The sequence below is a fragment of the uncultured Tenacibaculum sp. genome (assembly GCF_947494125.1).
In the GTDB taxonomy this organism is placed as follows: domain Bacteria; phylum Bacteroidota; class Bacteroidia; order Flavobacteriales; family Flavobacteriaceae; genus Polaribacter.
The window spans coordinates 270,332-285,832 of record NZ_CANLTU010000002.1 but is presented as its reverse complement, the minus strand read 5'-3'; the positions used below and the strand labels follow the sequence as shown (position 1 = coordinate 285,832).

Genomic DNA, 15,501 nt, shown 5'->3' with positions numbered 1-15,501 from the left:
CTTATTTGTTTATTATACTTAAGTAAGGTTTTACTTTTCTTATGTTTTCACCCCTTAATTACTTTTCTAATATCTTTAATTTTCTGTTTTTATTTAATGATTTAAAAAAAACAAAAACATTTACCAAATCTAGTCTACTTATAAAAACTCTTCTAGATTTTTTAGTTGGTTTTGTATTTATTAAATTAGATGTTTTAACTCCTTGTTCTATATTTTTAAAACAACTAAAAGAGAAACAAATCTGGTTCGTATAATTATGACTAGTAAGAAAGAAATAATATCAAAAAGGTTCTTTAAAATTAAAGCATTATATTTTTTATTTATAATTTTTTTAGTTCCCGTCATTTCTTGTAATGGGCAAAATAAGTCAAATACAAAATCTATCGATTCAACAAAAAAAAGAGCTCAGCTAAATAACGAAAATTTTAGAGCTCCTTTTCTGAATACTAATAATGAACAAATAAATAGAGTTATTCGTAAAGTATTTCAAGACAGTAAAGGAAATCTTTGGTTTGGAACTGAAAAGGGAGCATATCGCTATAATAAAAAATCACTTGATTTTTTCAACAATATTAAAAACTACAAAGGTCAAGGCGTTACTATAAAAGATATTACAGAAGATAAATATGGTAACATTTGGCTTGGTCATACAGGAGGGCTTAGTAAATACGATGGAAAAACAATAACAAACTATTATGAAAGTGACGGTTTAATAAACAATGATGTTTGGAGTATAGCTACTGACCATAATGGAATAGTATGGATAGGAACTTTACAAGGTGTTTGTTTCTTTAATGAAAATAAATTTGTTCCTTTCACTATTCCTGAATCTAAACCTGATAATACAAGAGGTGTTACTAGTTCCAAGATAGTACATTGTATTATTAAAGATAGTAAAGAGAGAATTTGGTTTGCTACTAATGGAGGTGCGTATATCTACGATGGAAAATTACTTTCGAATATCTCCGAGAAAGATGGTTTGAATGACAATAATGTGATTAGAATTTTAGAAGACAATAAGGGTAATATATGGTTTGGCACTGCACATAAAGGCTTGTGTCGTTTTGATGGTAAAACATTTATCAATGTTAGTCAATTAAACAGTTTAAATGGTAAAGAAGTTTGGGATGTTTATCAAGATAATTCGGACAATATTTGGTTTGCTGTTAAAGGTTTTGGAGTGTATCGATACGATGGAAAATCATATGTTAATTTTAATGAAGAAAATGGCATTCAAAGTCACGTTATCATGAGTATTTTTCAAGATAAAGAAAGTCGTCTTTGGTTTGGAGGCTTGAATGGACTTTCTCGTTTTGATGGTAAATCATTTATTACTGTTGGAAAGAATGGCCCTTGGACTAAATAAAAAAGAAGCTATAATGAATGAAACGAGACAAGAGTATCTTAAACGAGTTAATTTCGTCTTGGATTATATTGAAAATAATCTTGATTTTGAGCTATCTCTTGAATGTTTATCTCAAAAAGCTAATTATTCTCCTTACCATTTTCATAGAGTATTTTTAATTGTAGTAAATGAAAGATTAAACGAATTTATTAATCGAAAACGGATGGAAAGGATTGCTTCAATTTTACTCGTTAAATCAAATATTTCTTTAAAAGATTTAGTTTACAAATATGGTTTTAATAGTGACAGTTCATTTTCAAGAACTTTTAAAAAACACTATGGTGTAAGTCCTACCAAATTTAAATCTGAAGGTAAAAAAATACTTAGCAAGATTGGTATAGAATCTTTTTTACCTGAAAAATACATTTGTTCTATTAATAACACTAAACAATGGATTAGAATGAATGCACAAATAGCAATAAAAGACCTTCCTGAACTTAAACTTGCAAGTATATCGCATATTGGAGAATTTGAAAATTCTGGTAATATGTTTCAAAGGTTAATAGAATGGGGACATCTAAAAAAAGTATTAGACTCTTCTAATTTCAAAGCTATCACTGTTTATCATGACAACCCTAATGTTACTCTAACTTCAAAACTACGGTTTAGTACTTGCGTAACAATCAACAAGAATATAAATACTGATGGAGATATTAGGCAAATAACCTTACAGAAGGGGATTTATTTAGTGGGTAGTTTTGAAATTAAGGCTGAAGAAATTTCAAAAGCATGGAAAGCTATGTGCATTTGGGTCATCGAAAACGGATATGAATTTAGAGATGGAGATTATTTTGAAACATATCACAATGACCATAATAATCACCCTGAGCAAAAGTTTATATTAGACATTTGTATTCCTCTTGAAAAAACTAACAATATTAAGATCGATAAAATAAACAATGTAAGTTTTATAGAGAATGTCGAAAAAAATAATCTATCTGAAAAAAAAATGGATTATCATCAATTGATAAATTACATGAAAAATTTAAGGGCTTTTTTTCATAAAGAATATGAAGCTTCCCTTAAACTAGGTAGTATTTATAAAGAAAATCCCAACTACTCTTATTTTTCTTTAACTACTGATAAATTAAAACAACAAAAACTTAAATTTGTTATTGTCCTAAATCACAAAACGTTGTGTTTTTCTATTTGTTTATCTGGTCAAAATAAAGATGTTAGAAAAAAATATTGGGAAATATTTAGAAACAGTGATTGGAATAAATATCATTTGGCTGAATCGATTAATAAAAGTTTGTCTATTGTTGACCGAGTTATTGTAGAGAAACCTAATTTTAAAAGCAAAGAAAAATTAACAGAACTGATTGAAAGGGAATCATTAAAATTTATAAACGAAATTAAAAGTTTACTCGAATAACAAGACCTAACAAAAATACTTTCTAAGTACTAAAAATAAAAGCCAGTATTTAAATACTGGCTTTCTTTTAATATGCTTTTACTAATCGTATAAATTCTTTCCTATACCCCTCTTTATCATTAACACTTCCTAAACTCGCCAATTTTAATACATCTTTCTTTTTACTTCTATTTTTAAATTTAGATTTTTGTAACTGCATTCCAAATAATGCTACCGAAGCTGCAAAATTCATATCTGCTGATGCTTCTTTTGTTTCATCTTTCACTACTTTAATAATTTCTTTACTAACGCTACTTGAAGGCTTTTTATATCTAAACTTCACCGTAAATAGTTCTTCGCTATACTTTTCTAGGCTTTGATTTTTCACATATTTTAATTTTGGTAAATTCTTTAAATACTTACTTTTTACTCCTATAGGAATTACTTCATATAAAGCGGTAACCGTATGTCCACTACCTAATTCTCCTGCATCTTTAGTATCATCCACAAAATCTTCAGCATTCAGTAAACGATTTTCATAGCCTATTAAACGATAACCTTGTACTTTTTTTGGATTAAATTCTACTTGAATTTTCACATCTTTTGCTATGGTATATAAAGTTCCTCCAAACTCTTTTCCAAAAACTTTTTGAGCTTCTTGCATGGTATCTATATATGCATGGTTTCCATTTCCTTTATCTGCCAATATTTCTAATTTATCATCTTGATAATTTCCATAACCAAAACCTAAAACCGATAAAAACACTCCTGATTTTCTTTTTTCTTCTATTAATTTTTCCATAGCATCATTATCTGAAGCTCCTACATTAAAATCTCCATCGGTTGCTAAAATCACTCTATTATTACCATTTTTAACAAAATTCTTTTCAGCTAATTTATAGGCTAATTCTATACCTTCTCCCCCTGCTGTTGATCCTCCAGCTTCTAAATTATTTAATGCTGTAATTATTTTCTCTTTATATGTACCAGATGTAGGCTCCAACACTACCCCTGCTGCTGCTGCATATACTACAATTGCTACTTTATCTTTTTCTCTTAATTGATTTGTAAGTAATTTAAATGCTTTTTTTAACAATGGTAACTTATTTGATTCTCCCATAGAACCTGAAACATCTATTAAAAAAGTTAAATTAGATGCTGGTAATTTATCTTGTTTATACTCTTTCCCTTTTAAACCAATTCTTACTAATTTAGTTTTTACATTCCATGGAGTTCCTACTACATCTGTAGTTATAGAAAATGGATGTTTCCCTTTTGGTTGTGGGTAATCGTAATCAAAATAGTTAATCATCTCTTCAATCTTCACAGCATCTTTTGGCACTTTACTTCCTGCATTAATTAATCTTCTTATATTACTATACGCAGCTTTATCTACATCTATAGAAAAAGTTGAAAGTGGACTTCCTTGAACTCTTTTAAAAATATTTTCGTTTCTCTTTCCATAGGAGTCTCTATTTTCAACTGTAACTTTATTTCTACTTCTTATTCTCGTTGCAGAACTTGTTGAATAAAATTTCTTTTTTGATACTCCATATGAAACAACCACAACTTCATCTAATACATTATCATTTTCTAATATTACATTAATAGTAGTTATATCTCCTACTTTTTTCTCAACAGTTTTCATACCTACAAATGAAAATACTAAAACCGCTCCTTTAGCTACTTTTATAGAATATTTTCCATCAAAATTTGTTTCTGTTCCGTTTGTAGTTCCCTTTTCTAAAATTGTAACTCCAGGTAAAACGTCTGAATCATCAGAAACAATACCTGTGATAGTTTTCATTTGCCCTTGCATTAAAAATGCACTAAAGAATAAAATTGTTAAAGTTATTTTTTTAAACATAGCTCATAGTTTTAAAGTTTAAAACAAACCTAATTGTTACTATGTAGCTTTAAAACTTAAAATGAGTGAAATCGCTTTCTATACGAGTAAACCTTTACTCTTATTGAGTAAGCGCTTTTTAGAATGCATTGTTTCTCTAAATATCATTTAATAATTATAGAAAAACCGTATTAAAATTACGGTTTTTCCTTTTTTCTTTTTTTTTCAATATCCTATTTTTGAAAAGTTTAAAAAAATATTTTCTTATTATGAAATATCAAATTGGTGAACAGTTAGGTTATGATTCTAATACCAATAAAAACCCTTTTGAAACTGAAACAGATGTAGTTGTTATTCTTCAAACTAAAAACAATTTTCAAAAAGAAAACAATAAACTAAAAGGTAATTATGATTATTATGTACAATCGCTTATAAATAACAATGAGTTTTTTTGTGTAGAAAGTGAACTTAGTTTCCTGCCTCAGTTTTAAAAATAAATGTGCCTTGCTTTCTTCTCTTAATTATTAATATATAAATTCTTAAGAGTTCTTTTTCTTCTAATAAATTATAACACTAATATTCATTAAAATAACACCTAAACTTATTACCATTGGATACTAAAACTGTATGCTGAAATAAAATAAAAACCCACTCAATAGAATTGAGTGGGAAAATTGCTATGAAAAAGAAGTCTTATGACGTCTCAATAAGACTAATACAATATACAATTTATTTTGTTAAAAACAATATTTTTTTCAATAAATCTACTTTTTTATAAAAACTGTTTTACAGTCCTTATCTATTTTCACTTTACTATCTGTACAGTTCCTTTCATCTATACATTAATTCACTTCGTCTAATTTTATAAATATCAACCTTATTTCAATACTATCTTTGAAGTATAATTAAAGGTTTTGTTTTTCCATTAAAAGTATATTGATTAGTTAGTTTTTAGAAAAGAAGTGTCTGGATGTGATAACTTCTTTTCTTTTTTATTTATTTTAAATTTATTTGTGACCTATCATAAAACACTGTGTCTTAATTATGTAAAATTGTGACACCCCTTTTTTTCATGGCTCCCCCGGGAGCTTTTTTTTATTTCTGTGACTATCCTTTATTTATTGTGTCTTACCTATATGCTTACTTAGTGTTATGGGGATATTACTAATAAGTTTTATTTAACTATTAAAGGAGTTCTATATAGAACTCCTTTTTATTTTTACAATACAATCTTAACTTAAAAAGTATGGTATCTCCTTACTTTTATTACGGTTTTATTTCAGCTCGATTATTTGTTTATCTCTAATTTTGAGAAACTTAAAAACTAATTATCATGCTAAAAAACATTTCAAATTTAGGTTCAGTCTTAAAGAAAGTAGAACAACAAGCTATTAATGGTGGGCTTTCAAGCATATGTCCTAGAGAAGGACTTAGATGCAATGCTTTATTTCCTAGTCCAGTTCATTGTATTACTATTTTTCCATATTGTTGTATGAATGGTGTTTTTGAAAAATGTTAGTTTAAAATCGAGTAAACCGCATTTTAATATTTTGCATAAAAAATCAGCACTTAATAAGTGTTGATTTCAAATAAATCTTATTTTATCTTTTATTAATTTTTCTTCTCAATCAGTTTTTTTACTAGATATTTTAATTCTTCTATTTCTTTTTCTTGCTTCTCTAATTTAGAATTTTGTTTCTCCAAAACTGTAATTTTCTTCTCTTGCTCAATAGTATACAACGTTAACTCTTCTATCTTTTGCAATAGTTTAGCATCCATTTCTCCAAGGTAAAACCCATTTTTTTCTACGTCTTTAGCACTAGGTATATCTTTTAAATGTCCCTTTTCTTTAATGTGGTTTTCAACTTCCATTAAACTTGGTAACTTATAGTCATTGTAAAACACAAAATCTGACCATCCTGTTGCCTCTACTTTAATTTCTCTCGCTCCTATTGAACCTTCTACTGCCAATCTATGACTTCCTGTAGAAGTTGTTCCGATACCAACTTTTCCTCCCGAATCAATAGCCATTGCTGTTTTTGATCCAACTGCATATGAATTTGTTGTTGAAAAATACATTTTTGTTCCATATCCACCATCACTACGTACGTAAATTCCTGCTTGGGCTGTTTCTCCTGCATTTGAATCAGAAGCTCCAAATGTTATTGCATTTCCAAAATTATTGCTTGCGTTTTCTGGATCTAAATGAATTGTACCTAAAGCATGTCCTTGACTTAATTCATTCCAATCACTTGAACCTCCTGTAATATGCAGTTGAGATTTTGGATTAAAAGCTCCTAATCCAATTCCTACCTTACCATCAGCATCAATAGCCATCGCTGTTTTTGATCCAACGGCGTATGAATTTGTTGTTGAAAAATACATTTTTGTTCCATATCCACCATCACTACGTACATAAATCCCAGCTTGAGCTGTTTCTCCATCACTTGAATCAGAAGCTCCAAATGTTATTGCATTTCCATAATTATCACTAGTGTTTTCTGGATCTAAATGAATTGTACCCAAAGCATGCCCTTGATTAAAATCATTCCAATCATTTGAACCTCCAGAAATATAAAATTGTGATTTCGGATCTGATGTTCCAATCCCTACATAACCTCTTGGAGATATTGTCATTCTATCTTTAACTTGATCAAGTGTTGATGTATTTCTATTTTGAAGTGAAAAAACCATTTTTGGATTTACATATCCTGGATTTGAATTTGTATTTTCTATTCTTATACCTCCTGAATAACTATCTGAATTTAACTCTCCAAAAATTAATTCAGCTTTATCTCCTTGTGTTCTTGCATTACCTGACTTTAAAATTTTAATATTATTAAGTACTGTCAACTTTTTATCAGGAGTTGTTGTACCAATTCCTACTTTCCCTTCTTTATAAACAAAATCTGCCTTATCTCCATTTTCTGTAGTAACTTTTTCTTGAGCATTTAGTACCAAACTCATTCCCATTACAGCTAATGCTGCAATTTTAAATCTCTTTTTCATAATAATTTATTTTTAAATTTTAGAATGTAAAAATATACTTTTCTATTAATCGTAATTTATCTACATCCATTTTTATTTTATTTAAACAAGAGTGCACTTCATCTATATCTTTATACATCTAATCGAATTTTGAAATTATTTACTTACTTCTAATACTATCTTTACTATATAAATTAGAATTAAAAGTTTCATTATAGTTTGTTTATTTGATTAGTTAGTTTTTAGAAAAGAAGTATCCTCTACAATGGATTACTTCTTTTCTTTTTATGCTAATTTTCACTCCTTTTAATATTTTTTTCTTTTTAATGAAAAACATATAGTTTTTTCATTATATTTATCTGGCAATGAGGCACTGATAAATTAAATTTGGTCCCCTGATTAAATTAAAATTTTAAAGCTTTTATATTTTATTTTTTCTAATGAAAACGTAATTTTATATAAGCTTCGTAAAAATTCTTTATTGAGTTTTTATGAAAATTATCGTTTAGGTGAATAACTTCACAGAGTTTTAAGGGAATAAAAATGAGAATTCACCTAAAACAAGATAGTTATCAATATGCCTCATTGCTTTTTCTTTAATTCAAATTTTTTAATTTTCGCTTATACACTCTCTTCTTGCTTTTTTGAATTGGTTTCATTTTATCTTTATTCATTATATAATTTTGATAAAATTTAAAATTATATAATATGTTAAAAAACATTTCAAACTTAGGAACTACCCTAGGCAAATCTGAACAAAAATCTATTAATGGAGGATTTACTTTTCATGAATGTGCTTTTAGTGCTGATTCTAGCACAGATTGGTGCTGTCATTTACCTCAAGGTTGCCCTCAATAATACTTACTCGTATTAAAAAGATTTTAAGCGGGATAACCCCGCTTTTTATGTTAGTATCTAATAAAATAATTAACTAGTTATCAAAGTCTATTATTCTTTTAATTATAGTAAAATACTTTTCACCTATACTTTAATTCACTTCATCTAAAACTTCAAAAATTAACTTTATTACTCTACTATCTTTGAAGTATAAATTAAGATTTTTCATTTTTAATAGTTTGATTGATTAGTTAATTAGGAAAAGAAGTATTCCGGGGGGACAGCTTCTTTTCCTTTTTGTTATTTCTACAATTTATATTTATAAAAAATAAGGAAAAACCTTACTTATATTATGGTTTTTTAGCAATAAATTTACTTTTAACTACTTAGATTTGAGAAACTTAAAAAAAACTAACCATGTTAAAAAACATTTCAAACTTAGGTATTACCTTAAACAAAAAAGAACAAAAATCTATTAATGGAGGTGCTGGTTGGCAACAATGTGGACCTTCAACTTGTTGTCGTACATTACCTAATGGATACGTATTAAGAGAACCTTGCAGATGCTATGCTTGGGGTGGATGTATTTTATTATAAAAATAAGATATCACATTATTGAGTAGGGTATTTATACAATTAATTGTTTATATAATAGTGTATTACACTTTCCTCTTTATTTAAAAAGAAGGTTCTTAATGGAACCTTCTTTTTTATTTAATTTACCCTATAAACTCTATTAATTAAATTTTAATAAACACTCCTAAACCTAGGGTAAAACCTTACTTTTATTACGGTTTTTAAACTCAATTTATTTTTCTTTTTATATAAGTTTGAAGAAATTAAATATCATGTTAAAAAACATTTCAAACTTAGGTTCACCTTTAAACAAGTCTGAACAAAAATCTATTAACGGAGGTAAAGCTTCAGGATGTAACTTAAATTACTTATGGTGCCCTCCAGGATGTGAATGTCATGTAGATCAAGTACTTTGCGAGCTTGTTCAAGTATGTGGAGGTAGTAATTCTTCTTTCTAAAGTTTTATAAAAGTGGGCTTGTCCCACTTTTATTTTTTACGAGTCTTCAACAATAAATAGTAATTATTTCCCCTACTCTTCCTTTATATTTTTTTTATAACATTCTGTTTATTAACATATTTTTTTAATCATTTATTTTAAAGTTCATACCTTTGTAATCTATTATGAAGCATATAAGTCATAAAATAGTATCTTTTTTAATGGCAATTGTAGTCTTATTTTCTACAATGTCATTTAGCATTGATATGCATTTTTGTGGCGATACGTTGATTGATACAGCTATTTTTAGTTCAGCTACAACTTGTGGTATGGAAATGCAAAAACCTAGCCCTAAAGAATGTTCTATTACTAAGAAAAATTGCTGTAATGACAAACAAATTAGTATTGAAGGCCAAGATGAACTAAAAACATCTTTTGATTCTCTTACTAAAGATCAACAATTATTTACGCTATCATTTATATATACTTATTCTAATCTTTTTGAAGAAGTTAATGAAAATACTACTTCATATAAAGATTATGTACCTCCTTTAGTCGTCAAGGAAATTTACAAACTTGACGAGACTTATTTAATCTGATTTTTAAACTGTAGACTGTATTATTCTAATGAATCTTAACTCATTGGGATAATTTCTTGTATTCGATGTTTTGTAACATCTATTAACTAACATGTTTAAAATTCATATACAATGCTAAATAAAAGCATCAAATTTCTAATAGAAAATAAACTCATTGCCGTTTTATTATTTCTTCTTTTTATTGGATGGGGAACTGTAAATGCTCCTTTTAATTGGAACACTGGCTTTTTACCAAGTAATCCGGTAGCTGTGGATGCAATACCAGATATTGGAGAAAATCAACAAATTATATTCACAAAATGGAATGGTCGTTCTCCCCAAGACATTGAAGATCAAATTACTTACCCTTTAACTACTTCTTTACTTGGAATTCCTGGAGTGAAAACCATTCGTAGTTCTTCTATGTTTGGATTTTCAAGCATCTATATCATTTTTGAAGAAGATATCGAATTTTATTGGTCTAGAAGTCGAATTCTTGAAAAACTAAATTCCTTACCAAGTGGTTTATTACCCGTAGGAGTTAATCCTACTTTAGGTCCTGATGCTACTGGCTTAGGTCAAATATATTGGTATACACTTGAAGGACGAGATAAAGATGGAAATGTTACTGGTGGTTGGGATTTACACGAACTACGAAGCATTCAAGATTACTATGTAAAATATGCCTTATCTGCTGCGAGTGGTGTTTCAGAAGTAGCGTCAATTGGTGGTTATGTTCAAGAGTATCAAGTTGATGTAAATCCAGAATTAATGCGTCAATACAGTATTAATTTACATCAGGTTGTAAAAGCAATTAAAGAGAGTAATAAAGATATTGGTGCACAAACCTTAGAAATAAATCAGGTAGAATATTTAGTACGTGGGTTAGGTTATATAAAATCTATTGCTGACATAGAAAATGCAGTAGTTACGTCACAAGATTATACAGCTATTAAAATAAAGGATATCGCAAAAGTATCTTTAGGACCAGCAACTAGAAGAGGTATTTTAGATAAAGAAGGAGCCGAAGTTGTTGGAGGTGTAATCGTAGCAAGATATGGTGCAAACCCAATGGAAGTTATTACCAATGTAAAAGAAAAAATTAGTAAATTAAGTACAGGGTTACCTTCCAAAGTCTTAGCAGATGGAAGAATATCGCAAATTACCATTGTTCCTTTTTATGACAGAACTGAACTTATTCAAGAAACTTTAGGTACGCTTAATGAAGCTTTAACTTTAGAAATACTTATTACCATTTTAGTAATTATTGTAATGGTTTTTAATTTACGTGCTTCTATTTTAATTTCTGGTTTATTACCTGTAGCTGTTTTAATGGTTTTTATAGCTATGAAATTATTCAATGTAGATGCGAATATTGTTGCTTTGTCAGGTATTGCCATTGCCATTGGTACTATGGTAGATGTTGGCGTTATACTCTCCGAGAATGTAATCCGACATTTAGATGAAGATCAAAAAAAATTACCCATAAATACTTTAGTTTATAATGCTACTTCTGAAGTTTCTGGGGCTATTGTTACTGCTGTAATGACAACTATTATAAGTTTTGTTCCAGTATTTACAATGATTGGTGCAGAAGGAAAACTATTTAGACCCTTAGCATTTACAAAAACCTTTGCCTTAATTGCTGCATTGATAATTGCTTTGTTTTTAATTCCACCTTTTGCAGCCTATTTATTCAGAAAAAGAAATATTAGAAAAACATCTAAATATATTATTGGTGGGCTTTTAATCGCATTAGGAATTAGTACTGTTATCTATGGAAATTGGTTAGGGTTAGTAATATTAGGGTTCGGTATAACATCCTTAATAAAACAAGAATCGTTTCTTTTAAAACTTTCATCTTTTCAATTTTCACTTTCCAAAAATGTTATTAATATTATTATTTCCGTAATAGCAATTGTATTTCTTTTAGCAACTTATTGGAGGCCTTTAGGAGTTGATAAAAGTGTCTTTTTAAACCTTGTTTTTGTTTCAATTATTTGTTTCGGTTTGTTGGGAATCTTTACTGTATTTCAGAATTATTATACACAAATTTTAAAATGGGCATTGCAAAACAAACTACTGTTTTTAACCATTCCAACTGCAATTGTGCTTTTCGGATTCTATATTATGAAAAACACAGGAAAGGAATTTATGCCCTCTTTAAACGAAGGTTCTTTCTTACTTATGCCAACCTCAATGCCGCATTCTGGAATAGAAGAAAACAAACGTGTGTTGCAACAATTAGATATGGCTGTAGCTAGTATTCCAGAAATTAAAACTGTAGTTGGTAAAGCTGGTAGAACAGCATCTGCTTTAGATCCAGCTCCATTATCAATGTATGAAAACATGATTCAGTATAAACCAGAATATATGCTGAATACACATGGAAAACGACAACGCTATAAAGTTAATAGTAATGGTTTATTTGAACTAAAAGATGGAAGTTTTGCCACAAATCCTAATAATACAAATGATACTTCAATATTGAATCCTGAAATAAATAGCATACAATTAATTGAAGATAATGACGGTGAGTTTTATCGTAATTGGCGACCTGAAATCAAAACTCCTAATGATATTTGGAAAGAGATTGTAAGAGTAACCAAATTACCAGGTGTTACATCTGCCCCTAAATTACAACCCATAGAAACACGTTTGGTTATGCTGCAAACTGGTATGAGAGCACCAATGGGTATTAAAATAAAAGGGCAAGATTTAAAACAAATTGAAGCTTTTGGTGTACAACTAGAAAACATTTTAAAACAAGTAAAAGGTGTAAAGAAAGAAGCTGTTTTTGCTGACCGAATTGTTGGTAAACCTTATTTATTAATTGATATAAACAGGGAGAAAATAGCTCGTTATGGTATTTCAATTGCCACTGTTCAGAATGTTTTAAAAGTAGCAGTTGGCGGAATGCAAATTACTCAAACCGTTGAAGGACGCGAACGCTATGGTATTCGTGTGCGTTACCCAAGAGAATTAAGAGCAAATCCAACCGATTTAGAACAAATTTATATACCTGTTGAAAAAGGAAGTCCTGTGCCTTTAAGTGAATTTGCAACTATTCGTTATGAACAAGGACCACAAGTTATTAAAAGTGAAGACACTTTTTTAGTAGGTTATGTATTGTTTGATAAGTTAGATGGTTTTGCAGAAGTAAATGTTGTTGAAAATGCTCAAACATTAATTCAACAAAAAATAGACTCTGGAGAATTAACTGTACCTAAAGGGATTAATTACCAATTTACTGGAACATACGAAAATCAATTACGAGCTGAGAAAACATTAACCATAGTAGTTCCGTTGGCGTTGCTCATCATTTTTTTAATCCTTTATTTTCAATTTCGTTCTGTAGCAACCTCTTTAATGATTTTTACAGGAATTACCGTTGCATTTGCAGGTGGTTTTATAATGATATGGTTATACGGACAAGACTGGTTTTTAAACTTCAACTTTTTTGGAGAAAATATTAGAGAGCTTTTTAATATGAAAACCATCAATTTAAGTGTTGCTGTTTGGGTAGGTTTTATTGCTCTTTTTGGTATTGCTACAGACGATGGTGTGGTAATGGCAACTTATTTAACCCAAGTCTTTGATAAAAAACAGCCAACGGATAAAAAAACAATTCGGTTAGCAACTATAGAAGCCGCAGGTAAACGCATTAGGCCTTGTTTAATGACAACCGTTACTACAATTCTGGCATTATTACCTGTATTAACATCAACAGGAAGAGGTAGTGATATAATGATTCCAATGGCAATTCCAATTTTTGGGGGAATGATAATCGATATTACCTCCTATTTTATTGTTCCTGTTTTATATAGCTGGAAAAATGAACTGACCATAAAAACAAGAATAAAAGAACTAAATAGTCTTACAGATGAAAAATAATAATTTATATAAGAAAGCAATTTTGACTTCTGGAGCTATTTTCTTAAGTCTGTTTGTAAATGCCCAGCAACTAACAAAATTAATTGATGAAGCATTAGCTAATAATCCTGAAGTTCAAAAATTTGAACTGAAATATAAGATAGCATCTGAAAAAGTACATGAAGTAAATACGCTTCCTAATACTGAAATTGGAGTCGGTTATTTTGTAAGCGAACCAGAAACACGAACAGGTGCACAACGTTTTAAAGTATCAGCAAAACAAATGTTACCTTGGTTTGGAACTATAACAGCACGTGAAAACTATGTGAGTTCGTTAGCCAATGCTCAATATGAAGATATTACGATAGCTAAACGAAAATTAATTGCTTCGGTAACAAAATCTTACTATAATCTATATACCTATAAAGCAAAACAAGAAGTCTTATCTAAAAACATAGTATTACTTAAAACCTATGAAATCTTGGCTCTAACTTCTATTGAAGTTGGTAAAGCTTCAGCTGTAGATGTATTACGATTGCAAATTCGTAAAAATGAATTAAAACAATTGAGTCAGGTTTTAAAACAACAATATTTAGCAGAACAAACCACATTTAATAAACTTTTAAACAGAGATAAAAAAGTGGTAATTGATATTTCAAATGAATTAATTATTCCAGTAAAAACGGAATTAATACATACTGAAAATTTAGAAGTACATCCAGAATTAACAAAATATGATAAACTTTATCAATCAGTAAAACAATCAGAATTGTTAAACCAAAAAGAAAGCAGTCCAATGTTTGGTTTTGGTTTAGATTATATAGCTGTTTCTGAACGTCCTAATTTAAATTTTAATGATAATGGGAAAGATATTCTTATGCCAATGGTTTCGTTATCGATTCCTATTTTCAATAAAAAACACAAATCAAAAACAAAACAAAACGAGTTAAAACAACAAGAAATTATTTTTCAAAAACAAGAGCGACTTAATACTTTAGAAACTCTATTAGATAAAGCTATTAACAAACGTATTTCTACAAGAATTAGTTATAATACTCAAACTAAAAACTTGAAGCAAGCTAAAAATGCTGAAAATATTTTAATGAGAAGTTATGAAACTGGTACAATTGATTTTAAAGATGTGTTGGATATTCAAGAACTACAATTAAAATTTCAAATTAACCAAATAGAATCAATTAAAAATTATTATCTGCAAACAACAATAATAAATTACTTAACAAAATAAAGCAATTATTTAATTAACATAAAAATAGATTTAAGATGAAAACAGTGAAAACAATTATTAAAATTTTAGTAGTCGGATTATTATTAACTACAACATCATGTAAAAATAATCAAAAAGAAAATTCACCAACCAAAACAGAACAAACAAAAAACAAAGGCAAAGAATATACCTCTGCATATGTATGTCCTATGCATTGTAAAGATAGTGGTAGCGATAAAGAAGGTAAATGCCCTACTTGTGGTATGGATTATGTAAAAAATAAAGATTTTAAGAAAGAAACTAAAAAAGATTAATAAGTCAACTTAAAAGTGTAGCAGCATTAAAACTATATACATTAATGTTGCTTAGCTTTTAAGATTTT

The 15,501-nt window shown here is 28.6% G+C and carries 13 protein-coding genes; 11 read left to right on the top strand and 2 right to left on the bottom strand.

Going from position 1 to position 15,501, the window contains the following annotated elements; genetic code table 11:
• Nucleotides 1–256: 256 nt before the first annotated feature.
• Together Q0881_RS04735 and Q0881_RS04730 are read left to right on the top strand one after the other, a co-directional pair.
• Nucleotides 257–1,366, top strand: a complete 1,110-nt coding sequence (locus Q0881_RS04735; RefSeq protein ID WP_299157326.1) for a two-component regulator propeller domain-containing protein — start codon at nucleotides 257–259, stop codon at nucleotides 1,364–1,366.
• Nucleotides 1,347–2,780, top strand: coding sequence for an AraC family transcriptional regulator (locus Q0881_RS04730; protein WP_299158128.1), 1,434 nt, complete (start codon nucleotides 1,347–1,349; stop codon nucleotides 2,778–2,780). The genes Q0881_RS04735 and Q0881_RS04730 overlap by 20 nt, the downstream gene beginning before the upstream one ends.
• 67 nt (nucleotides 2,781–2,847) lie before the next feature.
• Here Q0881_RS04730 and Q0881_RS04725 read toward each other — a convergent pair whose 3' ends face one another.
• Nucleotides 2,848–4,626 carry a von Willebrand factor type A domain-containing protein gene (locus Q0881_RS04725; protein ID WP_299157325.1) on the bottom strand — a complete coding sequence of 593 codons (1,779 nt, stop codon included), beginning with the start codon at nucleotides 4,624–4,626 and terminating at the stop codon, nucleotides 2,848–2,850.
• Nucleotides 4,627–4,874: 248 nt separating this feature from the next.
• Here Q0881_RS04725 and Q0881_RS04720 point away from each other — a divergent pair, with 248 nt between their 5' ends.
• Both Q0881_RS04720 and Q0881_RS04715 read left to right on the top strand, forming a co-directional pair.
• Nucleotides 4,875–5,096: a hypothetical protein gene (locus Q0881_RS04720; RefSeq protein WP_299157324.1), complete on the top strand. Its 222-nt coding sequence runs from the start codon at nucleotides 4,875–4,877 to the stop codon at nucleotides 5,094–5,096.
• Between the two features lie 842 nt (nucleotides 5,097–5,938).
• Nucleotides 5,939–6,124 (top strand): hypothetical protein, encoded by a 186-nt coding sequence (locus Q0881_RS04715; protein WP_299157322.1) that lies wholly within the window; start codon nucleotides 5,939–5,941, stop codon nucleotides 6,122–6,124.
• A gap of 92 nt (nucleotides 6,125–6,216) precedes the next feature.
• Here Q0881_RS04715 and Q0881_RS04710 read toward each other — a convergent pair whose 3' ends face one another.
• Complete coding sequence (locus Q0881_RS04710) at nucleotides 6,217–7,614, bottom strand: hypothetical protein (RefSeq protein WP_299157320.1); 1,398 nt, start codon at nucleotides 7,612–7,614, stop codon at nucleotides 6,217–6,219.
• Nucleotides 7,615–8,301: 687 nt separating this feature from the next.
• Between Q0881_RS04710 and Q0881_RS04705 the strand changes: the two genes are divergently transcribed.
• The 7 genes from Q0881_RS04705 (at nucleotide 8,302) to Q0881_RS04675 (ending at nucleotide 15,433) form a co-directional block, all read left to right on the top strand.
• Nucleotides 8,302–8,451, top strand: a complete 150-nt coding sequence (locus tag Q0881_RS04705) for a hypothetical protein (RefSeq protein ID WP_299157319.1) — start codon at nucleotides 8,302–8,304, stop codon at nucleotides 8,449–8,451.
• 396 nt (nucleotides 8,452–8,847) lie between these two features.
• On the top strand, nucleotides 8,848–9,027 hold the full coding sequence (locus Q0881_RS04700) for a hypothetical protein (protein ID WP_299157318.1): 180 nt from the start codon (nucleotides 8,848–8,850) through the stop codon (nucleotides 9,025–9,027).
• A 251-nt stretch (nucleotides 9,028–9,278) separates the two neighbouring features.
• Nucleotides 9,279–9,464 carry a hypothetical protein gene (locus Q0881_RS04695; RefSeq protein ID WP_299157316.1) on the top strand — a complete coding sequence of 62 codons (186 nt, stop codon included), beginning with the start codon at nucleotides 9,279–9,281 and terminating at the stop codon, nucleotides 9,462–9,464.
• Nucleotides 9,465–9,628: 164 nt separating this feature from the next.
• Complete coding sequence (locus Q0881_RS04690) at nucleotides 9,629–10,042, top strand: hypothetical protein (RefSeq protein ID WP_299157314.1); 414 nt, start codon at nucleotides 9,629–9,631, stop codon at nucleotides 10,040–10,042.
• A 111-nt stretch (nucleotides 10,043–10,153) separates the two neighbouring features.
• Nucleotides 10,154–13,915 carry an efflux RND transporter permease subunit gene (locus tag Q0881_RS04685; protein ID WP_299157311.1) on the top strand — a complete coding sequence of 1,254 codons (3,762 nt, stop codon included), beginning with the start codon at nucleotides 10,154–10,156 and terminating at the stop codon, nucleotides 13,913–13,915.
• The gene (locus Q0881_RS04680) at nucleotides 13,905–15,140 is read left to right on the top strand and encodes a TolC family protein (protein WP_299157309.1); all 1,236 of its coding nucleotides are present in this window, start codon (nucleotides 13,905–13,907) and stop codon (nucleotides 15,138–15,140) included. The genes Q0881_RS04685 and Q0881_RS04680 overlap by 11 nt, the downstream gene beginning before the upstream one ends.
• A gap of 35 nt (nucleotides 15,141–15,175) precedes the next feature.
• Entirely contained in the window at nucleotides 15,176–15,433 is a 258-nt protein-coding gene (locus Q0881_RS04675) for a heavy metal-binding domain-containing protein (protein ID WP_299157307.1), read from the top strand.
• Nucleotides 15,434–15,501 lie beyond the last annotated feature (68 nt).